Origin of the sequence: Streptomyces sp. SLBN-8D4, assembly GCF_049739545.1 — a bacterium.
Taxonomy (GTDB): Bacteria; Actinomycetota; Actinomycetes; order Streptomycetales; family Streptomycetaceae; genus Streptomyces; species Streptomyces canus_C.
The window spans coordinates 4,713,760-4,738,089 of record NZ_JBMGQC010000001.1 but is presented as its reverse complement, the minus strand read 5'-3'; the positions used below and the strand labels follow the sequence as shown (position 1 = coordinate 4,738,089).

The 24,330-nt window shown below is 71.2% G+C and carries 27 protein-coding genes and 1 pseudogene; 7 read left to right on the top strand and 21 right to left on the bottom strand.

Annotated elements, in window-relative coordinates:
- Positions 1 to 15 precede the first annotated feature (15 nt).
- Positions 16 to 750 carry a DUF4232 domain-containing protein gene (locus RKD20_RS21330; RefSeq protein WP_424879125.1) on the top strand — a complete coding sequence of 245 codons (735 nt, stop codon included), beginning with the start codon at positions 16 to 18 and terminating at the stop codon, positions 748 to 750.
- Between the two features lie 99 nt (positions 751 to 849).
- On the opposite strand, the pseudogene RKD20_RS21325 reads toward RKD20_RS21330, so the two are convergent.
- The 6 genes and pseudogenes from RKD20_RS21325 to RKD20_RS21300 form a co-directional block, all read right to left on the bottom strand.
- Positions 850 to 1,043: pseudogene (locus tag RKD20_RS21325) on the bottom strand (DedA family protein); the annotation flags it as partial.
- Positions 1,044 to 1,184: 141 nt separating this feature from the next.
- Positions 1,185 to 1,526 carry a MerR family transcriptional regulator gene (locus tag RKD20_RS21320; RefSeq protein ID WP_424879124.1) on the bottom strand — a complete coding sequence of 114 codons (342 nt, stop codon included), beginning with the start codon at positions 1,524 to 1,526 and terminating at the stop codon, positions 1,185 to 1,187.
- Between the two features lie 489 nt (positions 1,527 to 2,015).
- Positions 2,016 to 2,264 (bottom strand): CBS domain-containing protein, encoded by a 249-nt coding sequence (locus RKD20_RS21315; RefSeq protein WP_020119328.1) that lies wholly within the window; start codon positions 2,262 to 2,264, stop codon positions 2,016 to 2,018.
- Positions 2,265 to 2,312: 48 nt separating this feature from the next.
- The gene (locus RKD20_RS21310) at positions 2,313 to 3,785 is read right to left on the bottom strand and encodes a DEAD/DEAH box helicase (protein ID WP_424879123.1); all 1,473 of its coding nucleotides are present in this window, start codon (positions 3,783 to 3,785) and stop codon (positions 2,313 to 2,315) included.
- 175 nt (positions 3,786 to 3,960) lie between these two features.
- Entirely contained in the window at positions 3,961 to 4,164 is a 204-nt protein-coding gene (locus tag RKD20_RS21305; RefSeq protein WP_030730357.1) for a cold-shock protein, read from the bottom strand.
- 370 nt (positions 4,165 to 4,534) lie between these two features.
- Complete coding sequence (locus RKD20_RS21300) at positions 4,535 to 5,203, bottom strand: TetR/AcrR family transcriptional regulator (protein WP_424879122.1); 669 nt, start codon at positions 5,201 to 5,203, stop codon at positions 4,535 to 4,537.
- Between the two features lie 101 nt (positions 5,204 to 5,304).
- Between RKD20_RS21300 and RKD20_RS21295 the strand changes: the two genes are divergently transcribed.
- The 4 genes from RKD20_RS21295 to RKD20_RS21280 all read left to right on the top strand — a co-directional run bounded on the left by RKD20_RS21295 (position 5,305) and on the right by RKD20_RS21280 (position 8,768).
- Positions 5,305 to 6,339 (top strand): medium chain dehydrogenase/reductase family protein, encoded by a 1,035-nt coding sequence (locus RKD20_RS21295; RefSeq protein ID WP_424879121.1) that lies wholly within the window; start codon positions 5,305 to 5,307, stop codon positions 6,337 to 6,339.
- 47 nt (positions 6,340 to 6,386) lie between these two features.
- Complete coding sequence (locus RKD20_RS21290; RefSeq protein ID WP_424879120.1) at positions 6,387 to 6,533, top strand: hypothetical protein; 147 nt, start codon at positions 6,387 to 6,389, stop codon at positions 6,531 to 6,533.
- A 99-nt stretch (positions 6,534 to 6,632) separates the two neighbouring features.
- A complete protein-coding gene (locus RKD20_RS21285; RefSeq protein ID WP_424879119.1) occupies positions 6,633 to 7,697 on the top strand; it encodes a right-handed parallel beta-helix repeat-containing protein in 1,065 nt (354 codons plus the stop codon).
- Between the two features lie 42 nt (positions 7,698 to 7,739).
- A complete protein-coding gene (locus RKD20_RS21280; RefSeq protein WP_424879118.1) occupies positions 7,740 to 8,768 on the top strand; it encodes a methyltransferase in 1,029 nt (342 codons plus the stop codon).
- Between the two features lie 99 nt (positions 8,769 to 8,867).
- Here RKD20_RS21280 and RKD20_RS21275 read toward each other — a convergent pair whose 3' ends face one another.
- From RKD20_RS21275 to RKD20_RS21225, 11 genes are all read right to left on the bottom strand, one after another.
- A complete protein-coding gene (locus tag RKD20_RS21275) occupies positions 8,868 to 9,200 on the bottom strand; it encodes a TcmI family type II polyketide cyclase (protein ID WP_424879117.1) in 333 nt (110 codons plus the stop codon).
- 20 nt (positions 9,201 to 9,220) lie between these two features.
- Positions 9,221 to 9,700 (bottom strand): SRPBCC family protein, encoded by a 480-nt coding sequence (locus tag RKD20_RS21270; protein ID WP_424879116.1) that lies wholly within the window; start codon positions 9,698 to 9,700, stop codon positions 9,221 to 9,223.
- 1 nt (position 9,701) lies between these two features.
- A complete protein-coding gene (locus tag RKD20_RS21265; protein WP_020119318.1) occupies positions 9,702 to 9,959 on the bottom strand; it encodes an acyl carrier protein in 258 nt (85 codons plus the stop codon).
- Between the two features lie 57 nt (positions 9,960 to 10,016).
- Positions 10,017 to 11,267 (bottom strand): ketosynthase chain-length factor, encoded by a 1,251-nt coding sequence (locus tag RKD20_RS21260; RefSeq protein WP_424879115.1) that lies wholly within the window; start codon positions 11,265 to 11,267, stop codon positions 10,017 to 10,019.
- Complete coding sequence (locus RKD20_RS21255) at positions 11,264 to 12,532, bottom strand: beta-ketoacyl-[acyl-carrier-protein] synthase family protein (RefSeq protein WP_424879114.1); 1,269 nt, start codon at positions 12,530 to 12,532, stop codon at positions 11,264 to 11,266. The genes RKD20_RS21260 and RKD20_RS21255 overlap by 4 nt, the downstream gene beginning before the upstream one ends.
- Positions 12,529 to 12,981, bottom strand: a complete 453-nt coding sequence (locus RKD20_RS21250; protein ID WP_028807957.1) for a cupin domain-containing protein — start codon at positions 12,979 to 12,981, stop codon at positions 12,529 to 12,531. Before RKD20_RS21250 ends, RKD20_RS21255 begins: the two co-directional genes overlap by 4 nt.
- A gap of 67 nt (positions 12,982 to 13,048) precedes the next feature.
- A complete protein-coding gene (locus tag RKD20_RS21245) occupies positions 13,049 to 14,206 on the bottom strand; it encodes a SchA/CurD-like domain-containing protein (RefSeq protein WP_424879113.1) in 1,158 nt (385 codons plus the stop codon).
- Positions 14,207 to 14,357: 151 nt separating this feature from the next.
- Positions 14,358 to 15,059 carry a class F sortase gene (locus RKD20_RS21240; RefSeq protein WP_424879112.1) on the bottom strand — a complete coding sequence of 234 codons (702 nt, stop codon included), beginning with the start codon at positions 15,057 to 15,059 and terminating at the stop codon, positions 14,358 to 14,360.
- A gap of 118 nt (positions 15,060 to 15,177) precedes the next feature.
- Positions 15,178 to 15,558, bottom strand: coding sequence for a hypothetical protein (locus RKD20_RS21235; RefSeq protein WP_424879111.1), 381 nt, complete (start codon positions 15,556 to 15,558; stop codon positions 15,178 to 15,180).
- Positions 15,559 to 15,704: 146 nt separating this feature from the next.
- Positions 15,705 to 17,360, bottom strand: a complete 1,656-nt coding sequence (locus RKD20_RS21230; protein ID WP_424879110.1) for an FAD-dependent oxidoreductase — start codon at positions 17,358 to 17,360, stop codon at positions 15,705 to 15,707.
- A gap of 128 nt (positions 17,361 to 17,488) precedes the next feature.
- Positions 17,489 to 17,929: a hypothetical protein gene (locus tag RKD20_RS21225; RefSeq protein WP_424879109.1), complete on the bottom strand. Its 441-nt coding sequence runs from the start codon at positions 17,927 to 17,929 to the stop codon at positions 17,489 to 17,491.
- 406 nt (positions 17,930 to 18,335) lie between these two features.
- Between RKD20_RS21225 and RKD20_RS21220 the strand changes: the two genes are divergently transcribed.
- A complete protein-coding gene (locus RKD20_RS21220) occupies positions 18,336 to 18,980 on the top strand; it encodes a response regulator (RefSeq protein WP_424879108.1) in 645 nt (214 codons plus the stop codon).
- A 20-nt stretch (positions 18,981 to 19,000) separates the two neighbouring features.
- Here RKD20_RS21220 and RKD20_RS21215 read toward each other — a convergent pair whose 3' ends face one another.
- A complete protein-coding gene (locus RKD20_RS21215; protein WP_424879107.1) occupies positions 19,001 to 19,348 on the bottom strand; it encodes a MerR family transcriptional regulator in 348 nt (115 codons plus the stop codon).
- A 570-nt stretch (positions 19,349 to 19,918) separates the two neighbouring features.
- Between RKD20_RS21215 and RKD20_RS21210 the strand changes: the two genes are divergently transcribed.
- Positions 19,919 to 20,293 carry a hypothetical protein gene (locus tag RKD20_RS21210; protein ID WP_424879106.1) on the top strand — a complete coding sequence of 125 codons (375 nt, stop codon included), beginning with the start codon at positions 19,919 to 19,921 and terminating at the stop codon, positions 20,291 to 20,293.
- A 23-nt stretch (positions 20,294 to 20,316) separates the two neighbouring features.
- On the opposite strand, the gene araD is transcribed toward RKD20_RS21210, so the two are convergent.
- The 3 genes from araD to araB are packed head-to-tail and all read right to left on the bottom strand — an operon-like array spanning position 20,317 to position 24,267.
- Complete coding sequence (araD, locus tag RKD20_RS21205) at positions 20,317 to 21,045, bottom strand: L-ribulose-5-phosphate 4-epimerase AraD (protein ID WP_424879105.1); 729 nt, start codon at positions 21,043 to 21,045, stop codon at positions 20,317 to 20,319.
- Positions 21,046 to 21,077: 32 nt separating this feature from the next.
- The gene (araA, locus tag RKD20_RS21200) at positions 21,078 to 22,592 is read right to left on the bottom strand and encodes an L-arabinose isomerase (protein WP_424879104.1); all 1,515 of its coding nucleotides are present in this window, start codon (positions 22,590 to 22,592) and stop codon (positions 21,078 to 21,080) included.
- Positions 22,593 to 22,611: 19 nt separating this feature from the next.
- On the bottom strand, positions 22,612 to 24,267 hold the full coding sequence (araB, locus tag RKD20_RS21195; RefSeq protein ID WP_424879103.1) for a ribulokinase: 1,656 nt from the start codon (positions 24,265 to 24,267) through the stop codon (positions 22,612 to 22,614).
- Positions 24,268 to 24,330: the final 63 nt, after the last annotated feature.

Below are 24,330 nucleotides of genomic sequence, written 5' to 3'. Positions count from 1 at the left end.
AAGGGGCACATCGACATGTCCAGGACCTCCCGCACCCGTCTCGTCGTCGCCGCCGCGACCACCGTCCTCGCCGCGCTCTCGCTGAGCGCGTGCAGCGACGGGACAGGCACCCAGGACGAGGGCCGCGCGACCGGCACGAGCCCTTCCACCACCGGCTCCCACTCCCCGGCGCCCTCGGCCGCCACGGACCAGTCGTCCCTCACGGATTCCACGGGCTCCTCGGCCGGCACGGGCTCGTCCGGCAACGGCACCGGTTCCACGGGCGGCGCGGCCACCTCCGCCAAGCGCACCCCCGTGTCGAAGGCGCCCTCCTCCTCCGGCAGGCCGGTCACCTGCGAGGGCTCCACCGTCAGGACGGTCGCGGCCCCGCTGACCCGCCCCGTGAACCACATGCTGCTCACGGTGACCAACACCGGCAGCAAGAGCTGCTACCTGTACGGCTACCCGGTCGTCCGCTTCGGCGAGGCGCAGGCCGTGCCCCCGGTCATCGAGGCCTCGCAGCCGCAGGCGGTCGTCACGCTCGCACCGGGCGAGTCCGGCTACGCCTCCGTGAACCTCGCCGCCACCGACGGCAGCAGCGCCAACGGCTACACCGCGAAGACCCTGACCGTCTACTTCCAGGGCCGCTCCGGCAACGGGACCGTCGGCAAGAGCGCCCACCCCTCGCTGCCCGCGCAGGGCACGTACGTCGACGACGCCCTCAAGGTCACGTACTGGCAGCAGTCGATGGACGACGCCGTCACCTGGTGACTCCCCGCCGCCCGCCGGCCGGGCGCTCCGGTCACGACTCCAGATACCGCAGCACGGCCGGGATCCGGCGGTTGCAGCCGGTGGCGTGGGCGAGGACGAGAGGGCCACGGCGCCGGCCACCGAGCCGAGGGGCGTCCGGAACAGGGCCGAGAACTGGGCAGGGGCGGAAAGAGGTTCTCCAGGGCGATGGCGAGGCCCGCTCCGGGGCCGCCCAGGGCGTCCACGAGGTCGGCCGCCCGGCCCGCGACACCGTCGGCGGGCTCCTGGGGCAGGGCCGGGGTCATGAGGTCCATGCGAGGTCTCCGGCTGCGGTGACGGTCGCCGCGGGCAGGCCCCGCGGTCCGTCGACCACGCCAGAAACCGCTGATCAGCTCCGGTATGAGGAAGACCGTCGCACGCGCGCGGTTCCCCGCGCCCTCGACCCCCCGGGTTGGTCAGTGGGGGCCGGGGCCGGTGGTGGTGTTGGCGGCGCGGCGGTATTCGGCGTTGATGCGTTGTGCTTCTTCGAGTTGGTCTTCGAGGATGACGATGCGGCAGGCGGCTTCGATGGGGGTGCCGCGGTCGACGAGTTCGCGGGCGCGGGCGGCGATGCGTAGTTGGTAGCGGGAGTAGCGGCGGTGTCCGCCTTCCGAGCGCAGGGGTGTGATGAGTCGGGCTTCGCCGATGGCTCGCAGGAAGCCGGGTGTCGTGCCGAGCATCTCCGCGGCCCGGCCCATGGTGTACGCGGGGTAGTCGTCGTCGTCCAGGCGATCGCCGAGTGGAATATCTGCTGTCATGTCACCTCGTTGTGCAACGCGTCGAGGGGCCCCGATGCCATACGGCACCAGGGCCCCGAAGGGAATTCAACACCATCTGTCGGCCCTTGTGCTGCGCCGACCTTCTGTGTCCGCTACCCGGCCCGGTGACGGGAGGGGTGCGGGGATCGCAACTGCGTGACCGGGGACCACCATCCATTCCGGGGTCTTGCGGTACCCGGGCCGAATACGTCGGGCCGGGCGATCCTGATGGCGTCTGCTCCTCCGTCCTTGCTGTGAACCACTTACTAGTGAACGGGTACTGCGGTACTGCCACCCGCCAGTTCGTGTCTGCCGGGTCTCGCTTGACCATGTCTACGAGAAAAACAGTAACCGCGACAGGAGCCAATGTCTACTCTGACAAGAGGAGATTTTGGCGTTCGAGAGTCGCAGATACGACGATGGGGCCCTGCCGACGCGCGTCGGCAGGGCCCCATCGGGCTTGTGCGGTGGATCCGGGGTGGGGACGGATCAGCCGGCGAGGCTGAGGACGTCCCGCAGTCGGAGCCGGTCCGTGTAGGAGGTGCTGTCCCGGAGAACGGCGAGTCCGGCCAGGGTGACCAGGCCCGTGCGCTGCTCGTCGCCGTCGCAGAGGACGAGGTGATCGACACCGGCACCGGCCATGAGGGACAGCGCCACCTCGACCGTCATGTCGTCACTGACCTGCGGTCCGGTCCCCTGCCTGTCGAGGACCACGTGGGGCGTCCGGCTCGGCGTCATGGGTGCCTCCTACGGGAAGGGGTGGGTTGGTCGGCGGGCACGGCCGCCCTAGGCGGCGGAATCGAAGCCGGTCCGCCGCGGCGCACCGCGACGGGGCGCGGCGCCCGCGGGGCGCCCCTGTCCCGCCTGGCCCCGGCGCCCACGACGGCCCCGGGACGAGGACGAGGAGGACGCGCCGCGGGGGCGTTCCGCCGGCGGCGAGGTGATGACGACCGGGATACCGGAAGGGGCCTGGGCCCCGGTGATGCGGCTCAGCTCCGCCTCGCCCGAACGCACCTGGGCGACCTGAGGGGTGATGCCCGCCGAGATCATCAGCCGGTTCATGCCACGACGCTGGCCGGGGGTCACCAGGGTGACGACGCTGCCGGACTCGCCGGCACGGGCCGTACGACCGCCGCGGTGCAGGTAGTCCTTGTGGTCGGTGGGCGGGTCCACGTTGACGACCAGGTCGAGGTTGTCGACGTGGATGCCGCGGGCCGCGACGTTGGTCGCCACCAGCACGGTCACGTGCCCGGTCTTGAACTGGGCGAGGGTGCGCGTGCGCTGCGGCTGGGACTTGCCGCCGTGCAGGGCCGCGGCACGGACACCGCTGCTCAGCAGGTGCTTGGTCAGCCGGTCCACCGCGTGCTTGGTGTCCAGGAACATGATCACCCGGCCGTCGCGGGCGGCGATCTCGGTGGTGGTCCGGTTCTTGTCCGTGTCGTGCACGTGGAGGACGTGGTGCTCCATCGTGGTGACCGCGCCCGCGGAGGGGTCGACCGAGTGGACGACGGGGTCGTGCAGGTAGCTCCGCACCAGCCGGTCGACGTTGCGGTCCAGGGTGGCGGAGAACAGCATCCGCTGCCCGCCCGGACGCACCTGGTCGAGCAGCGCCGTGACCTGCGGCATGAAGCCCATGTCGGCCATCTGGTCGGCCTCGTCGAGGACTGTGATGGCGACCTCGTTCAGCCAGCAGTCGCCCCGGTCGATGAGGTCCTTGAGCCGCCCGGGCGTCGCGACGACCATCTCGGCCCCGGCGCGCAGCGCACCGGCCTGCCTGCCGATGGACATACCGCCGACGACGGTGGCCAGCCGCAGGTTCACGGAGCGGGCGTAGGGGGTGAGCGCGTCGGTGACCTGCTGCGCGAGCTCACGGGTGGGGACCAGGACGAGAGCGAGCGGCTGGCGCGGCTCGGCACGGCGTCCCGCCGTACGGGCCAGCGCGGCGAGGCCGAAGGCCAGGGTCTTGCCCGAGCCGGTGCGGCCACGGCCGAGGACGTCACGGCCGGCCAGCGAGTTCGGCAGCGTCGCCGCCTGGATCGGGAACGGCACGGTCACGCCTTCATGGCCCAGCGTGGCCAGCAGCTGGGCGGGCATGGCGAGATCGGCGAACGACTCGACCGCGGGCAGTGCGGGAGTGATCGTCCTGGGCGGTGCGAACTCGCCCTGTACGGTCTGCCGGTTTCCGTGCGTCCTGGAACCGGAACCACGGTTCGGACCGCCGGAGCGGCCACGGGTGGAGTTCGAGCGTGTGCGATTCATGCGAAACCTTCCTTGATGCGGCGCGTATCAAGGAATTCACGCAGCCGATGAGCGGCGCAGAGAATCGCGAGAACGAACCGAAGGCGATGGGGGATGCGCCCTGAAATGCGCGAGCTGGGGCCCGCACCCCTAGGTGCGGGCCCCAGCTGCGAAATATGCGCGGCAGTGCCGGTGATCAGGCGGGAACGATGTTCTCGGCCGTCGGGCCCTTCTGGCCCTGCGCGATGTCGAAGGACACCTTCTGGCCTTCGAGCAGCTCACGGAAGCCCTGCGCGGAGATGTTGGAGTAGTGGGCGAAGACGTCGGCGCCGCCGCCGTCCTGCTCGATGAAGCCGAAGCCCTTTTCCGCGTTGAACCACTTCACGGTGCCAGTAGCCATGTCATATCTCCTTCGGAGGCGGTTTCGGAATTCACCCTGCGTGAATTCCGTGTCGCCGTGCTGATTAACCCGTCGGAAATAAACCTTCTGGCAACCACACCTGCAACTGAGATCGACAGTAGCACGGTGCGATCGGCCCTGCGCGGACGATGATTTTCGACCCGGTCGGTGTTCGGGGAATACGGGCCGTGCCCCGGAGCTATTTCTCCTTTCGTGGGCACAGATATTGCGATCCCCTGGACGTGGCCTACCTCCCGCGCAGACCCGTCGCACCCCTGTGACCTCCGGTGACGGGAGATGTGCCGCCGGCATCGGCGTCGGTGCACGGAACCGCGGTGGAGGGCCCGGAACTCCGTGATCACGACGAACATCACATCCCGTCGTCGCCCTTCGGGCCGGTCAGCTCGTCCAGTTCGGCGGCGTAGAACCGCGCGGGGTCGAATCCCATCCCGGTGAAGTGGCCGGCGAGCTCCAGGGACAGGGTGCCGTGCAGCCGGGTCCAGAAGGTCAGGGCCCGGTGCAGGGTCGCGGCCGGGGCGGGGTGGCCGTCCGCCCAGTCCCGGTGTTCTTCGAGGTGGGCGTCGAAGGGTGTCGCGGTGCCGTTCGGCGGCAGCTCGGCGAAGGCGTCCAGGAGTGTCGCCATGATCTCGGACGCGATCGCGGTGATGTCGTCGGGCGCGTGATAGCCGGGGACGGGCGTGCCGTAGATGAGGAAGTAGCGCTGGGGGTCCTCCAGGGCCCAGGCCCGCAGGGCGCTCGCCAGCGTGGTCACGTCGGCGCCGGGCCGGGAGGAGGCGGCGCGGAAGGTGTCGGCGAGGCTGCGGTACGCGTCCCCGACCAGCTCGGTGATCAGCTCGTCGCGCCCGGCGTAGTACCGGTACAGCGCGGGTCCGCTCATCCCCAGCTGCTTGGCGATCGCGTTGAGGGAGAGCGCGGACGCGCCCGCCGTGGCGATCTGCTCCCACGCGCGTTCCTTGATCTCCGTCCGCACCTGGGCGCGGTAGCGCTCGCGCGGGGTCTTCGTCTCCTGATTCACCATAGTTAGATGGTATCACTGAAGTTATTGACACTCTCGATCCCGTGGAGTTATAACTTCTAACGAACGCGAAGTCGAGTAACCAGCCGTCTGTGGAGGTCGTCATGAACACCGAAGGACTCGTCGAGGTCGTCCTGCCGGGCAAGGTCGAGCCCGAAGGGCTGGAGATCCGGCACGGAGCCGTCCCCGCCGCGGGCCCCGGCCAGGTCGTGATCCGCATGGAGGCGACCGGCGTCTCCTTCGCCGAGCAGCAGATGCGGCGCGGCCGCTACTACGACCAGCCGCCCTTCCCCTTCGTCCCCGGCTACGACCTCGTCGGCACCGTGCAGGCGACCGGCGAGGGCGTCGATCCGGACCTGGCCGGCACGCGGGTCGCCGCCCTGGTCAAGGTCGGCGGCTGGGCCAGCCACGTGCGCGTCGACGCCGCCGACGTGGTGCCGGTGCCCGACGGCATCGGCGCGGCGGAGGCCGAGACCCTCGTCGTCAACGGCATCACTGCCTGGCAGATGCTGCACCGCAAGGCCCGCGTCCGCGCCGGCCAGACCGTCGTCGTGCACGGCGCCAACGGCGGCGTCGGCTCGGTCCTGGTCCAGCTCGCCCGGGCCGCGGGCGCCCACGTGATCGGTACGGCGTCCCCGCGCCACCACGACGCCCTGCGGGAGCGGGGAGTCGTCCCCGTCGACTACCGCGCCGACGACCTGGCCGCACGGATCCGCGCCCTCGCCCCGCGCGAGGGCGTCCACGCCGTCTTCGACCACGTCGGCGGCCACGGCATCGTCGACTCCTGGCGCCTCCTCGCCCCCGGCGGCACCCTCGTCTCGTACGGCAGCGCCGCCACCCGTGACGCCGAGGGCTCCAAGCAGTGGCCCGTGCTGAAGCTCCTGGGCCGGGTGTGGCTGTGGAACACGCTGCCCAACCGCCGCCGTGCCTGCTTCTTCAACGTGTGGGCCGGCCGCGCCCTGGCCAAGAACCGGTTCCGGTCCCGGCTGCGTGCCGACCTCACCCAGGTCTTCGCCGCCCTCCAGCGCGGCGAGGTCACCGCCCAGATCGCCGCCCAGCTGCCGCTCGCCCGCGCCGCCGACGCCCTGCGGCTGGCCGAGTCCGGCACCGTCGCCGGAAAGGTCGTCCTCAACCCGTAGCGAGCGGACGCGTGCACCTGTGGACCTTCAGGAAGGTCAGAGGCTGTGTGCACGTCCACACCGAGGAGACCTGGACCGGCGCCCAGGTCGAGGCGGACGTCCCCACCGCCACGGCGGCCCTCGGCGCGGGCCTCGAGACATGGCTGCACGACCTCAGGTCCACCGCCGAAGGCCGGCGCACGGCACGGACGTAGCGCACGCCGGGCCCGCACCCGTGACATGTCGCACCCGAGACACGCCCCCGGACGGTCTATCCCGCCGCTTGCGAACTTTCAGGACATAACGTGCCGAATATGATGAGATTTCATATCTCCCGCCTGGCATGCACTGTGGCGATCATCGGGGCCGTGTTCGGGGCCGCCCCGCCCGTCGCCGCCGCCGACCAGATGACCCATGTGGTCTTTCCCGGGCAGTCGATCCAGCGGGCGGTGGACGCCGCCGAGCCGGGCGACACAGTCCTGGTGACCCCCGGTACCTACCGCGAGAGCATCACGGTGAGCAAACCCGGGATCACCCTGAGCGGCATGGGCCGCGCGACCGTCATCCAGCCGGGCACGGAAAAGGCCGGCAACCGCTGCGCCGAGGCCGGCAACGGCATCTGCGTGATGGGGACGAAGGAGCACGACGTCGAGCGCGTCACCATCGCCTCCCTCACCGTGACCGGCTTCACCAGTACGGGCGTGTTCGCCATGGCGACCGACGGGCTGACCGTGCGGAACGTGACCGCCGTGAAGAACGGGGTGTGGGGAATCGCCCAGGAGCGTTCGGCGCACGGGGTGTTCCGGAAGAACACCGCCCGGGACAACGGCGACGCCGGCCTGTTCCTCGCCAACACGATCAAGGAGGAGGCGGGCGCCGCGGACACCGGGGGAACCCTGGTCGAACGCAACCGCCTGGAGGGCAACCGGATCGGCATCACCGTCCGGCGCCTGAGGAACCTCACCGTCGCGCGCAACCACCTCACCGGCAACTGTGCGGGCGTCTTCGTCGTGGGCGACGAGAACAAGCCGAAGGCCGGTGCGCTGACCGTGCGCGACAACACCCTCGTCAAGAACAACAAGTCGTGCCCGAAGACCGCGCGGCTGGACGCGCTGCAGGGCTCCGGCATCGTGCTGACCGGCGCCGAGGACACCCTGGTGACACACAACCGGGTCATCGGCAACGTCGGCGCCTCCCCGCTGTCGGGCGGCATCGTCCTGTTCAAGAGCTTCGTGGGCACCACCAGCGACCGGAACCGGATCACCGACAACACGCTGGAGGGCAACGCCCCGGCCGACCTCGTCAACACGGACACCGGCAAGGACAACACCTTCACCCACAACACGTGCCGGGCCTCCCGGCCCGCCGGAATGTGCTGACCGGCCATGGTCACCCAGGAACTCGAAGAAGAAAGGCGGCCCATGACGACCGCTCAGACCGCCCCGCCGCCGTCCATGCGGCTCAGGGAACTGGCGTTCGGCGCGGCCTGCGCGGCCGCCCTGCGCGCGGCCGCCCGGCTGGGTGTCCCCGACGCCCTCGACGACAGCCCCCAGGCCGTGGAGGACCTCGCGGCCGCGGTGAAGACCGAGCCCAGGACACTGCGACGGCTCATGCGCGCCCTGTCCTGCTACGGCATCTTCGCCGAGCAGCCGGACGGGACCTTCGCGCACACCGACATGTCCCGGCTGCTGCGCGAGGACGACCCGAACAGCCTGCGCTCCATCGCGCTGTGGTGCACCGAGCCGTGGACCTGGGCCGCGTGGCCGATGCTGGACGAGGCGGTGCGCTCCGGCCGTAACGTCGTGGAGGACCTCTACGGCAAGGAGTTCTTCCAGTACCTCAACGAGGACGCCCCGGAATCGGCCGACGTCTTCAACCGCGCCATGACGACCTCCAGCGTGCAGTCCGCGCGGGACGTCGCGGACTTCCTCGACCTGTCGGGATGCGCGTCGGTGGCCGACATCGGCGGCGGGCAGGGCCATGTGGTGGCGAGCCTGCTGGAGAAGTACCCGACGCTCCACGGCACCCTGCTCGACCTGCCGCGCGTGGTGGAGAACGCCGACCCCCGGCTGCGTCCGGGAGGTGCGCTCGCGGACCGGATGCGCCTGGTGCCCGGCGACTGCCGCGCGGCCGTCCCGGTCAAGGCCGATGTGTACGTCATCAAGAACATCCTGGAGTGGGACGACGACAGCACGACCCGCACCCTGCGCAACGTCATCGAGGCGGGCGGCCCCGGAGCGCGGGTCGTGGCCATCGAGAACCTCGTCGACGACTCGCCGTCGATGAGGTTCAGCACCGCCATGGACCTGCTGCTGCTCCTCAACGTCGGAGGGGCCAAGCACACCACCGAGAGCCTGACCGGCAGGCTGACGGAGGCGGGCCTGGTCATCGACGACGTCCGCCCGGTCAACCCGTACCTGCACGCGTTCGACTGCACCGTCCCCGCCTGACGGCGGCGGATCCCCCGGACGCGCCTCGCCGGGCACGTGACCCTCACGTGCCCGGCGAGCGGCGGTCGTACGGCTGACGTACGGCGGTCGTACGGCGGTTCAGGAGCCGGCGTCGCGCTCCCAGCGGTAGAAGCACCGCGCCATCGCGTCCTTCGGTGACCGCCAGGTCGCCGGGTCGTACGCGCTGACGTACGCCGCGAGGCGCTCGCTGATGTCCCGGAACTCCGGGTGTCCGGCCGCCTTCGCGATGGCGGGCCCGGGGTCCTGCTCGGACTCGATGAGGTGCAGGTACACGTCGTCGAACTGGAAGAGGCTGCGCCGGGCGACCCCCACGAGGTGCGGCAGTTCGCCGCGGTCCGACTCCTCGAACACCTTGGCGATGTCCAGGGCCGACTCCGGGGCCATCCGGGCGACGATCAGGGACTGGTGCATCGTCTTGTCCTCCGTCCCTCTCAGTCGGACAGCATCTGGACGGGCCGGCGCTCTTCGGCGGCCTTCTCGATGCGGTCCCGGATCAGCTCCATCTGGACCTTGGAGTTCCGGTTGATGTTGTCCGTCATCCAGGCGTCGTCGACCGGCGCGTCCGGACGCATCGCGAAGTCCTGCGTCCACACCATCCGGGTGCCCTCGGGCACCTTCTCGTACTGCCACACGATGTTCATGTAGGCGAAGGGCCCGGTCTCGACCCGGCGAGCCCGCACGGTGAGCGTGTCGGGGTCCGGCTCCCGCTCCGAGACCCAGCTCCACACCTTGCCGTCCGCGTCCGGGTGCATGGTCAGCCGGAACGTGGTCCGGTTCCCCTCCCGGGACAGGATCTCGGCGGAGGCGTACTCGCTGAACAGCCGCGGCCAGCTCTCCACGTCGTTGGTCATGTCCCAGACCAGGTCCAGCGGGGCCGCGATGGTGATCTCGTTCTGCGTGTGTCCGGTCATCTCAGGCTCCCGCGAGAAGCGCGCTGTTGACGAGTTCGAGGAACTGCCGGGGGCTCTTGCTCTTCTCGGCGTCGGGGGGCATCGGAGTGCCGTACCGGTTCTCCAGTTCGCCCACGATGCCGAGCAGACCGAGCGAGTCGAGGCCGAAGGCGTCGAAGCCGGAGTCGCTGCGCTGCTGGAGCTCGTCGGGGGCGACGGTGACTCCGGCGGCCTTCTTCATGAGCTCGGCCAGCTCTTCCACGGTGATGCGGTCACTCATGGGGTTCCTCTCCTTGGGTCGTGATGTTCTGTGGTGATGGGTGGTCGCGAGGCCTCGCTACGAGGCGCCGGCGGCACCGCGCCGTAGCACCAGCGCCGCGTTCGACCCCATGAGTCCTCGGCTGAGGACCAGCGCCGTGCGCACCTCGGCGGCTCGCGCGCGGACGGTGACGAGGTCGAGGTCGTGGCAGACGTCGAAGACGTTCGGGGTGGGCGGGATCAGCCCGTGCTCCATCGCGAGCACCGCGGTGGCGACGTCCAGCACGGGAGCCGCGCCGTAGGCCCGGCCGACGGCGGTCTTCGGCGCCGTGACGGGCACGCGGGTGCCGTGCGGGCCGAGGGCGTCCGCGATCGCCAGCGCCTCGGCGCGGTCGGCCTCCGGGACCCCGAGGGCGTCGGCGAAGACCACGTCGATCTCCTCCGGCGCGCAACCGGCCTCGTCCAGGGCGCCCCGGATCGCCTGGGCCAGCCCTTCCCGGGACTCCTGCCAGCGGGAGGCGCCGGTGAACGTCGCCGCGTGTCCCGCGAGCGTGGCCCGCACGGGCACGCCCCGTTCCCGGGCCGGGCCCTCCGCCTCCACGACGAGCATCGCACCGCCCTCGGCGGGCACGAACCCGCAGGCCGCGCTGGTGAACGGGCGGTAGGCGCGGTCCGGTTCGTCGACCGTGCTCAGCTCCTCGTAACCGAGCTGGCAGACCATCGAGTAGGGGGCCAGCGGCGCCTCGGTCGCGCCGGCCACCATCACGTCGGTGCCGCGCCGCACGGCCCGCGCCGCGTGCGCAAGGGCGTCCAGACCGCCCGCCTCGTCGGAGGCGACCACCCCGCAGGGGCCCTTGAGACCGCGCCGGATGGAGATCTGGCCGGTGCTCGCCGCGTAGAACCAGGCGATGGACTGGTACGGCCCGACGAACCGGCTTCCCTTTCCCCACAGTTGCTGCAGCTCGCGCTGCCCGAACTCACCGCCGCCGGACCCGGCGGCGGTGACCACGCCCACGGAGAACGGCGCGGCGTCGGTGTCGGACCGGCCGAGCCCGGCGTCGTCCAGCGCCAGGTCGGCCGCGGCCATCGCGAAGTGCGTGAACCGGTCGGTCTGGACGAGGTAGCGCTCCTCGATCGCCGACGGCGGATCGAAGTCCCGGATCTGGCCGGCCACCCGCAGCGGCAGGTGCTCGCACCCGTCACGGGTGATCCGGTCCAGGACGGCGACACCCTCCATGGTGGCCTTCCAGAAGGCCTCGGTGTTGATTCCGTTGGGCGCGACCACGCCGATTCCGGTGACGGCCGCGCGCCGGGGGTGCGGTGCGCTCATTCGGTCTTCTCCCTCGGCAGGGTCATGATCACCGCGGACTGGAAGCCGCCGAACCCGCTGCCCACCGAGAGCACGCTGCGCAGTTTGCGCTCACGGGCGACGCGCGGCACGTAGTCCAGGTCGCAGTCGGGGTCCGGGGTCTCGTAGTTCGCGGTGGGCGGGACCACCTGGTGCGCCAGGGCCAGCGCGCAGGCCACCACCTCGATCGCCCCGATCGCGCCCAGGGAGTGGCCCACCATGGATTTGATGGAGCTCATGGGCGTGTCGTAGGCGTGCGCGCCCAGAGCGCGCTTGACCGCGGCCGTCTCGTGCCGGTCGTTCTGCAGGGTGCCCGACCCGTGCGCGTTGACGTAGTCGATCGCCGTGGCGTCGAGCCGGGCCTGACCGAGGGCGTCCTCGATGGCCCGGGCCATCTCCAGGCCCTCACCGGTCAGACCGGTCATGTGGTAGGCGTTGCCGAACGTGGCGTAGCCGCCGATCTCGCAGTACACGTGCGCGTCGCGGGCCCGTGCGTGTTCCAGTTCCTCCAGGACGAGCACCGCTCCGCCCTCGCCCATGACGAACCCGTTGCGCCGGGCGTCGAAGGGGCGTGAGGCGTGGGCGGGGTCGTCGTTGCTCGGGGAGGTGGCCTTGATCGCGTCGAAGCAGGCCATGGTGATCGGTGAGATCGGCGAGTCCGAGGCGCCGGCGATGCACACGTCGGCCCTGCCCTCCTCGATCGTGTGGAAGGCGTAGCCGACGGCGTCGAGACCCGAGGTGCAGCCGGTGGAGACCGTCTGCACCGGCCCGCGGGCCTCGAACCGCTCCGCCACCGCCGAGGCGAGGGTGCTCGGCGAGAAAGCCCGGTGCAGGTGCGGACCGGCCTCCCGGTGGTCCACGTCCCAGCGCTGCCCGCCGTGGCTGACCAGGACGTAGTCGTGCTCCAGCCGGGTGGTTCCGCCGACCGCGGTGCCCAGGGAGACCCCGACCCGCCACGGGTTCTCCGCGGCGAGGTCGAGACCGGAGTCCCGCACCGCCTCCGCCCCGGCGACCAGGGCGAACTGGAGGTAGCGGTCGCACCGGGCGATCTGCTCCGCGTCCAGCCCGTGGTCCGCCGGGTCGAAGTCGCACTCGGCGGCGATCTGCGAACGCAGCCCGGACGGGTCGAAGAACGTGATGCCGCGGGTCGCCGTCCGACCGCTGGTCAGCAGATCCCAGAACGCCGGGACACCGATGCCGCCCGGGGCGACGATCCCTATGCCGGTGACCGCGACGCGCCTCCTCATGAGCGCAACCCGGATCGCTCGGCCGCCCCGCCGGCGTGGACCGCCTCCGGGATCGGCATACCGTCGGCGTCCTCGGTGTCGACGTGTCCGAGCGGCGGGCTCGGGGCCAGCGGGCCGAGGTGGAAGACCATCCGGGCCTCCACGTTGCCGACGTTGCGGAAGCGGTGCCGCATGTGGGACGGGATCAGGAGCCCCTGCTCGGGCCGCAGTTCATGGGGCTCGCCGTCCAGGTCCACCTCGAGCTGCCCGCACACCACGTAGATGAACTCCTCGGAGTACGGGTGGTAGTGCTCGGCGATGCGGTCGCCGGGCTGCACGATGGCCACGCCCATGAAACCGCTGGTGGAGCCGACCGTGGCAGGGGTGAGCATGGCGCGCAGGTCGCCCCCGCGCCGGGTGTTGGGCTCGACCTCGCTGAGATCCACAACTCCGGGATGACGTTTGATCACGACGTTCCTCCGAACAGGTGCTGCATCGACATGAGGGCGTGGCCGGTCACGGCCCGGGGCCGGTGGATCAGGCGTCGGGCGCGCGGCGGTCGGTGACGAGGTCCATGCGGGAGACCGCGAGGAGGTGAGCGGGGGTGCTGTCCCGCAGCGCCGGACCGTCCACCCCGAGGGCTTCGGCGTCGAGGAGGGCCGTCAGTTCGGCCGCCCGGCCGTGATCCGTGAGACCGAGGACGGGGCCGGGGTCGCTGTCGAGGGGGCCGCGCACATCGACCAGCCGCATCACGACGTCGTCGCGCTGGAAGATCGTGCTGCGCAGCACCGGTCCCCGCGGGTCGTCCGCCGCCGCCTCGTCCTGCCGTGCGAGCAGCTCGGCAAGCTGCATGCCGCACCCCTCGCGGGCGGGGTAGTACAGCGCGTGCCGCACCGCCTCCGGGCTCTCCTGTCCGGCCGTCACATGGTGGACGGCGGGCAGCGCCGCGCGGGTGAAGAAGACCCGGGCGGACTCGGGGTCGTCCAGGTCCCGGTCCTGCTCCAGATAGGGGTTGATGGCTTCCTCGACGGCCCGCACCTCGGGCTGGCGGGCGACGTGGCGCAGCGCGGCGAGCAGGTCGCCCCGCACCTCGATGGCCCGGACCACCCGGTTGCCGTGCATGAACAGGGAGGTGCGGCACAGCCGGGTGGTGTCGTCGACCCGGGGTTCCGGCGAGGTGTAGCCGGCGAGGATCTCGGCGACGGTGGCCTCGCTGCCCGGCTTGACGGTGAAGGTGAGCGCGTGGCGGATGACTCCGTCACCGATCCGGGGCGCCGCCTGGAGCCGGCGCTTCTCGGGTCCGGTCGGCACCGCGGGACCGCCGGTCTCGCGGACGATGTGGAAGCGCAGCGACCTGGTGTCCCGGACGCAGCTGTGCAGCGGCTGCACCATCCGTACGTGTTCCTCGCTGTTGACCCAGGTGAGGAACGGCGGGGCGCTCTCCCACTCACTGGTGATGAGCCATTGGGAGGGGTTCTCGATGGACTGGCACAGCTGGTCGCTGACATGTCCGGGTACGGAGGCGACCTGGCTGCACAGGCTCTCGTACGCCTCCAGGAACTGCTGCTGGGCCCCGTCGTAGACGTCCACCAGCAGGACGACACGGAGCCTGGAGCCGTCGAACACGGACTGGGAGACCCGCTGCGACGCCTGTTGCGTAGGCGCTTTCGAAACACGGTCGGACGTGGTGGTCATCCTGCGCACATCTCCTTCGGGGGCAGGGGCGGACGAACGTCGGCCACGGGGCGTGACGTCGGCGTTCCTCGATCGTCAGCCCGCCCCGGGAAGCGCGCGACTCGGATGCACCGTGGGGGTGACCGGCGGTCCGGCGGCGGGGCGGGCGGGTTCAGAGCAGGTGGGCGAAGACCACGAGGTTGTCCTTGTAGTCCTTGGCCGTGTGGTCGTAGTCACCCGCACAGGTGATGAGCCGGACCTCGGGCCGGGCCGTGTCGTCGTACACCCGCCGGCTGGGGAAGTTGTCCTTCTCGAAGGTCTCCACGCTGTCGACCACGAAGGACGCTCTGCGCCCGTCGGCCCGGTCGACGTGGAAGACGTCCCCCTCCTGCAGTTCGCCGAGGTTCACGAACACGGCCGCCGACGTGGCGGTGTCCACGTGCCCGGCGATGATCGCGGTGCCCGGTTCCCCGGGGGACACGCCCTTGGCGTGCCAGCCGACGAGGTTGGTGTCGTGGGCGGGAGGAGGTTCGAGACGGCCCGTGGGGCCGATGGCGAGGTCCGTGAAGGGCGCGTCGACCGAGATCTTCGGAATGAGCAGACGTACCGGTCGCGAGCGCGGAAGTTGCCTGCCCGCCGGCTGTCCGGCCGCCTGTCCGGGCGGTGGGGCCGACGCGACCGGCACGGAGGCGGGTACGGACAGGGGCGGCCGGGAGGCCTCGGGCGAGGATCCCCCGTTTCCGCCGAACAGGCTCACCGCCAGCACCAGGACCGCCGCGGCGGCCAGCATCACCTTGGTGTGGGATCCCTCTCCGGCCGGGGCGGGATCGTCGGGGCCGGGACTGTCTGCGGGGGACGGAGGACCAACTGCCATCGGGCACCACCTCACCAGGCACGGCAGCAAAGAGGACGGACGGGGCTCGGGCCGGACCGGCCGGGCCGCCACGCGCCACGCGCGGGGCGGCCACGGCGGCTATCGCATCCGGCATGGGTCAGGCCAGGCTTCCGGCGACCCTCTTACGGCGTGCCGCGTACAGTCCGGTGCCGGCGACCATCAGCATGGCGAGCCCGCCCGTCGTCACCGCCGGGGAGGAGGCCAACCCGCCGCCCCCGGTGTGCATTCCACCGCTGGGCTTCTCGTGGCTGCCGCTCCAGCCGCCGTCGTGCTTGCCGCCGCCGGACTCCCGTCCCTGCTCGCTGTCCTTGTCCTTGTCCTTGTAGGTCTCCGGGTCGTACTTGGGGTTGGTGTGCTCCTTGCTGTAGGACGAGTCCGACGAGTCCCAGTCGTTCCCGGCCGCGTGCGCGCCGGGTGCGCCGAGAACGAGGACGGCCGAGGCCGCCGCCGTGGTCAGGAGGATGCGAGCAGAGCGCATGTGACGTTCCTTCCGCCGGTGGCAGGGCAGCTGGTGCTTCGTCAGCTGAGGTGACCCGCCCCCGACGTGATCCACCGTCAGTCAGCCTGGCGTTCGCCACCACTCAAGGCGGTCAGCCGGGTGAACCCGCCCGCATCCGGGGGACGTCAGGCCGATCCCAGGAGGGTGTCCAGGACCTGACGCAGCGCCGACTCGGCGTCCGGAACCGGCCCCGCCGACCGCCAGGCCACGAACCCGTCGGGCCGCACGAGTACGGCCCCTTCGGGCGTCGTACCGTGCACGGCCGGCCAGTCCGTGTCGCCCTCGGGTGTCAGCTCGGCGTCCGGTCCCTCGCCCAGCCGGTACGACGTCAGCGGGACGGACGTCCGCGCGGCGAGGCGGACGGCGGCCTCGTGCCAGCCGCTCGGCGCGTCGGCACCGCTGAGCAGGACGAGCGAGCGTTCGTAGAGGTCCAGCGTGGAGATCCGCTCGCCCTGGTGCCGTACCGCCATGTGGGGTGCCCTGCTGCCGGGTTCACCGGACAGGTCGAGGCGGTCCGGGACGACGGGGGTCGCGGGGTCGGCGCCCACCACGGCGCCCTGCGGATAGCGGTAGCCGAGGGCCACGTTGAGGATGCCGCGCTGCGGGCCGCCGCCGGTGCCGGGGGCCGGGGCGTAGCCGGGGTGGCTGTGCTCGGCCGAGCGGGCGGCGGCGCGGGCGCTGGTCGCCTCCGCCACCGGGCGGCGCTCGGCGTCGTACGAGTCGAGGAGCTCGTCCCCGGCCCAGCCGCCGAGGACCGCGGCGAGCTTCCAGGCGAGGTTGTGCGCGTCCTGGATACCGGTGTTGGAGCCGAACGCCCCGGTGGGGGACATCTCGTGGGCCGAGTCGCCGGCCAGGAACACGCGCCCTGACCGGTAGCTGCGGGCGACGCGCTGGGCGGCGTGCCAGGGGGCCCGGCCGGTGATCTCCACGTCGAGATCGGGGACGCCGACCGCGCGGCGGATGTGGGCGACGCACCGCTCGTCGGTGAACTCCTCCAGCGTTTCGCCGCGTTCGGGGTGCCAGGGGGCGTGGAAGACCCAGTTCTCACGGTTGTCCACGGGCAGCAGGGCGCCGTCGGCCGCCGGGTCGGTCAGATAGCAGACGATGAAGCGGCGCTCGCCCACGACCGCGGCGAGGCGGCGGGAGCGGAAGGTGATGCTGACGTTGCTGAACAGGTCACCCGGACCGCTCTGGCCGATGCCGAGCTGCTCGCGGACGGGGCTGCGGGGGCCGTCGGCGGCGACCAGGTAGTCGGCGAGGACGGTGGTGTGCTCGCCGGTCTCCCGGCTCTTGAGGATCGCGGTGACGCCGGAGGGCCCGCTGTCGAAGGACAGCAGTTCGGTGGCGTACCGCAGATCGCCGCCGAGCCGCGTGGCGTGGTCGAGCAGCACCGGCTCCAGGTCGTTCTGGCTGCACAGGCACCATGAGCTGGGACTGAAGCGGGCCAGTCCGCCGCCCGCGTCGATCTCCCGGAACAGCCACTCTCCCGCGTCGCCGACCAGGGTGGGGGTCTGCAGGATCCCGTGGTTGTCGGCCAGGGTGGCGGCGGCCTGACGGATCATCGGCTCGACACCGGCCGTGCGGAACAGCTCCATCGTGCGGACGTTGTTGCCGCGCCCGCGGGGGTGGATGGAGGTCCCGGCGTGCCGCTCGACCAGCGTGTGCGGTACGCCCAATCGGCCCAGGAACACCGAGGTCGACAGGCCGACCAGGGACCCGCCGACGATGAGGACAGGGACCCGGTGGGTCGTGGGGTCGGCATGGGCAGCTTTCTGGTTCATCACTCGCCTCCAGCGCGTCGTGTCCGCCGACTCGTCCGGATACGGCGGGGAGCTTCATGCATGCCCCGCGACACGATCACGGGCACAGGCTTCACCCGCTCAACACGCCGGGTTCCCCGAGTCGGCGGTCAGCCCGTCGCGCGGGCGTGCCCCCTCGCCGCCAGGACGACGCACATCACCGCCAGCGGCAGCTCCGCGCCGAGTGCCATCGCGGCCGCCGAGACCCGGTCCGCACCCGGTGCCGCGGTCAGCGTGTCGAACCAGGCGTCGACCACCAGCAGCACGGCCGTGGCGACGGCGGTGAGCGGGTGCAGGTGGTGGCGGCGCCGGGCCAGCAGTCCCGTCGCGATCAGGCCCACGGCCTCCGAGGCGTCCAGGCCGATCCAGACGGTGCGCCAGTTCGCGGCGGCGGCCGTCGCGGGCAGAGCGGCCGCCAGCACGAAGAGCCAGGGCAGCAGGACCAGCCCGCAGCCGACCAGGACGTGTTCCGTCCGGTGCCGTCGGCGCCCCGGCCGCACCGCCGGCACGCGCTCGGCACCCCGCGGCTGACGCTCGATCAGCGTGCTCATCGGATCGGACTCCTCGCGTTCCCGGCTCTCCTTCATGACCTCCAGCCTCACCGGCGCGACGGTCACCGTCAGTAACGCAGGTGTCCGTTCCGGGGTGGCACCACTTGCACCCCCAGGACGGAGGCCTGTGCCATGGACCGCCCCTGACCTGGGCACCTATCGTTCCCCCATGCACTCAACGGCCCGCCTGCGGCGCGTGATCTGCTCTTCGTCCCGGAAGCGATGGCGGCGATACCCGTCTCGGTGTGGACATCCCCCCGCCCCACGAGGGACCGCGTCCCCGGCTGCCCGGCCGCCGGGGGTACCGGGCCGGCGGGGTTGGCGGGCCGGGTCGCGTCGGTCGATGGCACGCTGTCGGTCGACAGCCCCGTCGGGGGGGGCTGACCGTCATGACCGTGGAGTTGCCGTGCGTGCTGTGATCGCCGAGGATTCCGTGCTGCTCCGGATCGGCGTGGTCAAGGTCCTGGAGATGGCCGGTTTCGAGGTGGCCGCCGAAGTCGGCGATGCCGAGGCCCTGCTGGCGGCGGTGGAGGAACACCGGCCGGACATCGCGGTGGTGGACGTGCGAATGCCTCCCGGCTTCGGGGACGAGGGGGTGCGGGCCGCGCTGGTCATCAGGCAGCAGTGGCCCGGGACGGCGGTACTGCTGCTCTCCCAGTACGTGGAGGAGCGGTACGCGGCCGATCTGCTGTCCGCCCACACCTCCGGGATCGGCTACCTGCTCAAGCAGCGGGTCGCGGACGTGGAGGAGTTCGCCGACGCGCTGCGCCGGGTGGCCGAGGGCGGCACCGCACTGGATCCACAGGTGGTCTCCCAGCTGCTGGTGCGCCGCCACAGCGACCCGCTGGACCGGCTCACCCCACGCGAGCGCGAGGTCCTGGAGCTGATGGCGGGCGGTCGGTCCAACGCCGGGATAGCCGCGCAGCTCGTCGTCAGCGAGAGCGCGGTGGCCAAGCACATCAACGGCATCCTCGCCAAACTCGACCTGCCGAAGGCCGATGCCGACCATCGCCGGGTGCTCGCCGTTCTGCGGTTTCTCGGGGTGGCCTGAGGACGGCGGAGTCCGGTTGGTCAGTGGGGGCCGGGGCCGGGGCTGGTGGTGGTGTTGGCGGCGCGGCGGTATTCGGCGTTGATGCGTTGTGCTTCTTCGAGTTGGTCTTCGAGGATGACGATGCGGCAGGCGGCTTCGATGGGGGTGCCGCGGTCGACGAGTTCGCGGGCGCGGGCGGCGATGCGTAGTTGGTAGCGGGAGTAGCGGCGGTGTCCGCCTTCCGAGCGCAGGGGTGTGATGAGTCGGGCTTCGCCGATGGCTCGCAGGAAGCCGGGTGTCGTGCCGAGCATCTCCGCGGCCCGGCCCATCGTGTACGCGGGGTAGTCGTCGTCGTCCAGGCGATCGCGCAGAGGCTTGTCCGGTGTCATGTGACCTCGTTGTGCAACGCGTCGAGGGGCCCCGACGCCGTACGGCATCGGGGCCCCGAGGGAAAGCGAACACCATCTGTCGGCCCTGACTCCGGTGCCGACCTTCTGTTTCCGCTACCCGGCCCGGCAGAGCGGGGTGCGGGGGGATCGCAACTGCCTGACCGGGGACCACCATCCGTTCCGGGGTCGTGCGGTACCCGGCCAAGGGCGTCCGGCCGGGCGGTACTGCTGTGTGGCAGCTCCTTGACGTGCGAGCCGCCCAGTGCGGCTCTCAGTCTCGTCGCCGTCTGGGAACACCTTGGCTTCGAGGCTCGAGAGCCGCACTGACCTGCGAACTTCGTGTACTGCTCCCCGACAGTTCGTGTCTGCCGGGTCTCGTTCGACCGTTTCTACGTGATGAAGCGTAACCATGTCGGAAGAGGATGTCTACTCTGGCGAGAGTAGATTTCACTCCTATGGCAGAGGAGAAACCCTTGCCCCTGTGCGGCGGGTCGGTCGGAGCCCTCCTTCTGCCCCGAATCTGCCGCCCGGACCGCGGGACGGTTCCGGGACTGAATAGGATCTGCTCTCATGTCGAACCCTGACGAGCTGCTCGTCGCGCTCTCCGCCGCGGTGGAGTCCGAACGAAGCAATCAGATGTCGTTGACCGTGGTCGTCGGCGGGGCCGTCATCACCGGCCGGCTGGCTCCCGAGGCCGTGTGGCGGGAGCGTGTGGCGGAGGTCCTGAAGGACTCCGACCGCCTCGGCCCGTTCTCCGACGTCTTCGCCCGCGCCCCGCGAGGGGACCGGCCCGACCGCGACGAGGCGCCCACACATCTGCACTTCCATCTCGCCCGGATCCTGCAGGGGAGCCTCGGTATCCCGGAGACGGGGGGCATGTACCGGGTCGCGATCAAGGACGTCAGCGCATGGACCGTGGGTGACCTCAGCTACTTCGACCGGTAGGCCGGGGCCGCGGGCCCGGCCGGTCACTGTGTGGAGAGCGCCGCCTCCGGGTTGCCGTAGTAGGCGCCGGGGCCGTGTTTGCGGGTGTAGTGGCGTTCCAGCAGGTGGGCGGGTGGTGGTGCCGTCGGGTTCAGGGACAGGGTGTGCAGGGCGATGTCGGCGACGGCCTCGCAGATGATCGCGTGTTCCAGGGATGTGCGGGCGCTGCTGCCCCAGGTGAAGGGGCCGTGCCCGGCGACGAGGGCGGCGGGGACCTCGACGGCCCGCTGGTCCTGTCCGTCCAGGAGGTCCACGATGACGCGGCCGGTGTTGTACTCGTAGTCCTTGGCGCACTCCTCCTGGGTGAGGTCGCGGGTGACCGGGATGGGCCCGTTGAAGGTGTCGGCGTGGGTGGTGCCGAGGACGGGGATGTCGCGACGGGCCTGGGCGAAGGCGACCGCGTGGGTGGAGTGGGTGTGGGTGACGCCGCCGATGGAGGGGAACGCCCGGTAGAGGCAGCGGTGGGTCTCGGTGTCGGTGGAGGGCCGCAACCCGCCCTCCACCACCGCGCCGTCGGAGAGGCTGACCGTGACCAGGTCGTCGAGGGTGAGTTCGTCGTAGGGCACTCCGGAGGGCTTGATGACGAACACGCCCGCCTCACGGTCGACCCCGCTGACGTTGCCCCAGGTCAGGGTCGCCAGGCCGACCTGGGGGATGGCCAGGTTCGCCTCCAGTACCTCCTGCCGCAGGCCGTCGCGGACTCGTGCGGTCATTCGGTCGTCTCCTCGCGGGTGGTTCATGGCGTTCACAGGGCCTGGGCCAGTCGGTGGTAGGCGGCGTTCCAGCGGATCTCCTTGGCGAACTGCTCGGTGGTGGTGTGCTCGTCGATGGTCAGGAGTTCGACGCCGGTCATGGCCGCGTAGTCGGTCAGGGTCTCCGGGTCGACCGCGGAGCTGAGCACGGTGTGGTGCGGGGCGCCGGCCAGCAGCCAGCTCTCCGCGGACTCGGCCAGCGAAGGGCGCGGCTTCCACACGGCCCGGGCGACGGGCAGGCGGCGCAGTGGTTCGCTGGGGGAGACAACGTCGACGGCGTTCGCGGTGAGGCGGAAGCGGTCGCCGAGGTCGCACAGGCCGACGACGACGGCGGGGCCCTCGGCCGCGTTGAAGACCAGACGCACGGGGTCTTCGCGGCCGCCGATGGACAGCGGGTGGATCTCGCAGCTGGGGCGGTCGGCGGCCACCGAGGGGCAGACCTCCAGCATGTGGGCGCCGAGGATGCGCGGGGTGCCGGGGCCCAGGTGGTAGGTGTAGTCCTCCATGAAGGTGGTGCCGCCGGGCTGTCCGGCACCCATGACCTTCATGGTGCGCAGCAGGGCGGAGGTCTTCCAGTCGCCCTCGCCGCCGAAGCCGTAGCCGTCGGCCATCAGCCGCTGCACGGCCAGACCGGGCAGCTGGCGCAGCCCGCCCAGGTCCTCGAAGTTGGTGGTGAACGCGGTGAAGCCACCCTCGGTCAAAAAGGTCCGCAGGCCCAGTTCGAGGCGGGCGGCGTAGAGCAGGGAGTCGTGGCGGATGCCGCCGGGGCGCAGGGCGGGGACGACGTCGTACGACTCGACGTACTCCTCGGCGAGTTTCGTGGCCGCCTTGTCCTCGACCGCGTCGACGACGGCCACCAGGTCGTTCACCGCGTAGGTGTTCACGGAGAACCCGAACCGCAGTTGCGCCTCGACCTTGTCCCCCTCGGTCACGGCGACGTCGCGCATGTTGTCGCCGAAGCGGGCCAGCCGCAGAGTGCGCGAGGCGTGCCGGCCGAGGGCGGCGCGGGCCCAGGCGGCGATGCGCCGGATCACGCGCGGGTCGGTGGCGTGACCGGCGACGATCTTGCGGTCGACGCCGACGCGGGACTCGATGTGCGCGAACTCGCGGTCGCCGTGCGCGGCCTGGTTGAGGTTCATGAAGTCCATGTCGATGCTCGGCCAGGGCAGCGACAGGTTGTACTGGGTGTGCAGGTGCAGCAGCGGCCGGTCCAAGGCGCTGAGTCCGGCGATCCACATCTTCGCCGGGGAGAAGGTGTGCATCCACACGATGACGCCCACGCAGGTGTCGGAGGCGCTCGCTTCCAGGCACATCCGGCGGATCGACTCGGCGTCGGTGAGCACCGGCTTCCACACGATCCGGGCCGGGAGCTTCCCTGGGGCGCCGAGGATCTCGGCGATGTTCCTGGACTGCTTGGCGACCTGGCGCAGGACGTCGTCGCCGTAGAGGCCCTGGCTGCCGGTGAGAAACCAGATCTCCTGGTCGGGGTGGGTGGTCTCGGTTTCCATGAGGGTTCCTTTCAGGAGGTCAGGCGGAGGCTTCGGCGCGCAGTCGGCGCAGTCGGCGCATGACGTCGTTGGTGCCGCGGCCGAAGTAGTCGTGCAGCACCCGGTACTCCGCGTACAGGCGTTCGTAGGCCGCCGCCCGCTGGGGGTCCGGCAGGTAGAGGCCGCGGTGGACCTTGCCCATGGCGTGGGCGGCGGCGCGGATGTCGGGGTGTGCCCCGGCGGCGACCGCGGCGTGCATCGCGGCGCCCAGCGCCGGGCCCTGGGCGGAGCCGATGACGCCCAGCGGGCGGCGGGTGACGTCGGCGTAGATCTGCATGAGCAGGGCGTTCTTCGTCAGTCCGCCCGCGACGATCAGTTCCCGTACCGGTACGGCGGCGGACTCGAAGGCGTCGATGATGGTGCGGGTGCCGAAGGCGGTGGCCTCCAGCAGGGCGCGGTAGACGTCCTCGGGGCGGGTGGACAGGGTCTGGCCGATCAGCAGGCCGCTGAGATCGTGGTCGACCAGCACCGAGCGGTTTCCGCTGTGCCAGTCCAGGGCGACCAGGCCGTGCTCGCCGACCTTCTGCCCGGCCGCGAGTGCGGTCAGGTACTCGTGCGCGGTCTGCCCGGCAGCCGCGGCCTTCTCCGCGTACTCGGCGGGGAAACCCGTGCGGACGAACCAGGCGAAGATGTCGCCGACACCGCTCTGCCCGGCCTCGTAGCCCCACAGCCCCGGCAGGATGCCGCCGTCGACGACACCGCACATGCCGGGCACGGTGCCGAGCCGGTCGGAGCTCATCACGTGGCAGGTGGACGTGCCCATGATGGCGACCATCTGGCCGGGCTCCACGGCCGCTGCCGCCGGGGCGGTGACATGTGCGTCGACGTTGCCGACGCAGACCGTGATGCCCTCGGGCAGTCCCGTCCAGGCGGCGGCCTCGGCGGTCAGCGTCCCGGCCGAGTCGCCGAGCTGACCGATGGGCTGGTCCAGCTTGTCGGTGACGAAACCGGCGAAGTCGGGGTGCAGAGCCCCCAGATGGGCGGGTGACGGATAGACCCCGTCCTGGTACTGGCCCTTGTAGCCGGCGGTGCAGGCGTTGCGGACGTACGTCCCGCACAGCCGCCACACGATCCAGTCCGCCGCCTCCAGCCATCGCTCGGTGCGGTGGTAGATCTCCGGGTCCTCCTCCAGGACCTGGAGCGCCTTGGCGAACTCCCACTCCGAGGAGATCTTCCCGCCGTAGCGTTCGAGCCACGGCTCCTTCGTCTCGGTGGCCAGCGCGTTGATCCGGTCGGCCTGTGCCTGGGCCGCGTGGTGGCGCCACAGCTTGACGTAGGCGTGCGGGCGGCCGGTGTACTCGGGCAGTTCGCACAGCGGAGTGCCGTCGGCGAGCGCCGGCAGGACCGTGCAGGCGGTGAAGTCGGTGCCGATGCCGATGACCTGCTCGGGTGTCACTCCGGCGCGGGCGAGGGCCTCGGGTACGGCGGTGCGCAGCACGTCGATGTAGTCGGACGGGACCTGCAGGGCCCAGTCCGGGGGCAGCCGGGTGCCGTCCGGCAGTTCCCGGTCCAGGACCGCGTGCGGGTAGACGTACTCCGCCGACGCGAGCTCCTCGCCGTCGCGGACGCGGACGACGACGGCACGGCCGGACAGGGTGCCGAAGTCGACTCCCACGACGCAGGGTTCCTCGGGCATGGCGGCCCACCTCTCTTGTTCGATATCTCGATCGATGTTCGGGATCTTGGGCGGAAGATCGGG

Bases quoted from the DNA above. Each gene is read 5' to 3' on its own strand.
- RKD20_RS21330 (WP_424879125.1), top strand. From the start codon at position 16: ATGTCCAGGACCTCCCGCACCCGTCTCGTCGTCGCCGCCGCGACCACC.
- RKD20_RS21320 (WP_424879124.1), bottom strand. From the start codon at position 1,526: ATGACAGCAGATATTCCACTCGGCGATCGCCTGGACGACGACGACTAC.
- RKD20_RS21315 (WP_020119328.1), bottom strand. From the start codon at position 2,264: ATGACGCCGAGCCGGACGCCCCACGTGGTCCTCGACAGGCAGGGGACC.
- RKD20_RS21310 (WP_424879123.1), bottom strand. From the start codon at position 3,785: ATGAATCGCACACGCTCGAACTCCACCCGTGGCCGCTCCGGCGGTCCG.
- RKD20_RS21305 (WP_030730357.1), bottom strand. From the start codon at position 4,164: ATGGCTACTGGCACCGTGAAGTGGTTCAACGCGGAAAAGGGCTTCGGC.
- RKD20_RS21300 (WP_424879122.1), bottom strand. From the start codon at position 5,203: ATGGTGAATCAGGAGACGAAGACCCCGCGCGAGCGCTACCGCGCCCAG.
- RKD20_RS21295 (WP_424879121.1), top strand. From the start codon at position 5,305: ATGAACACCGAAGGACTCGTCGAGGTCGTCCTGCCGGGCAAGGTCGAG.
- RKD20_RS21285 (WP_424879119.1), top strand. From the start codon at position 6,633: ATGATGAGATTTCATATCTCCCGCCTGGCATGCACTGTGGCGATCATC.
- RKD20_RS21280 (WP_424879118.1), top strand. From the start codon at position 7,740: ATGACGACCGCTCAGACCGCCCCGCCGCCGTCCATGCGGCTCAGGGAA.
- RKD20_RS21275 (WP_424879117.1), bottom strand. From the start codon at position 9,200: ATGCACCAGTCCCTGATCGTCGCCCGGATGGCCCCGGAGTCGGCCCTG.
- RKD20_RS21270 (WP_424879116.1), bottom strand. From the start codon at position 9,700: ATGACCGGACACACGCAGAACGAGATCACCATCGCGGCCCCGCTGGAC.
- RKD20_RS21265 (WP_020119318.1), bottom strand. From the start codon at position 9,959: ATGAGTGACCGCATCACCGTGGAAGAGCTGGCCGAGCTCATGAAGAAG.
- RKD20_RS21260 (WP_424879115.1), bottom strand. From the start codon at position 11,267: ATGAGCGCACCGCACCCCCGGCGCGCGGCCGTCACCGGAATCGGCGTG.
- RKD20_RS21255 (WP_424879114.1), bottom strand. From the start codon at position 12,532: ATGAGGAGGCGCGTCGCGGTCACCGGCATAGGGATCGTCGCCCCGGGC.
- RKD20_RS21245 (WP_424879113.1), bottom strand. From the start codon at position 14,206: ATGACCACCACGTCCGACCGTGTTTCGAAAGCGCCTACGCAACAGGCG.
- RKD20_RS21240 (WP_424879112.1), bottom strand. From the start codon at position 15,059: ATGGCAGTTGGTCCTCCGTCCCCCGCAGACAGTCCCGGCCCCGACGAT.
- RKD20_RS21235 (WP_424879111.1), bottom strand. From the start codon at position 15,558: ATGCGCTCTGCTCGCATCCTCCTGACCACGGCGGCGGCCTCGGCCGTC.
- RKD20_RS21230 (WP_424879110.1), bottom strand. From the start codon at position 17,360: ATGAACCAGAAAGCTGCCCATGCCGACCCCACGACCCACCGGGTCCCT.
- RKD20_RS21225 (WP_424879109.1), bottom strand. From the start codon at position 17,929: ATGAGCACGCTGATCGAGCGTCAGCCGCGGGGTGCCGAGCGCGTGCCG.
- RKD20_RS21215 (WP_424879107.1), bottom strand. From the start codon at position 19,348: ATGACACCGGACAAGCCTCTGCGCGATCGCCTGGACGACGACGACTAC.
- RKD20_RS21210 (WP_424879106.1), top strand. From the start codon at position 19,919: ATGTCGAACCCTGACGAGCTGCTCGTCGCGCTCTCCGCCGCGGTGGAG.
- araD (WP_424879105.1), bottom strand. From the start codon at position 21,045: ATGACCGCACGAGTCCGCGACGGCCTGCGGCAGGAGGTACTGGAGGCG.
- araA (WP_424879104.1), bottom strand. From the start codon at position 22,592: ATGGAAACCGAGACCACCCACCCCGACCAGGAGATCTGGTTTCTCACC.
- araB (WP_424879103.1), bottom strand. From the start codon at position 24,267: ATGCCCGAGGAACCCTGCGTCGTGGGAGTCGACTTCGGCACCCTGTCC.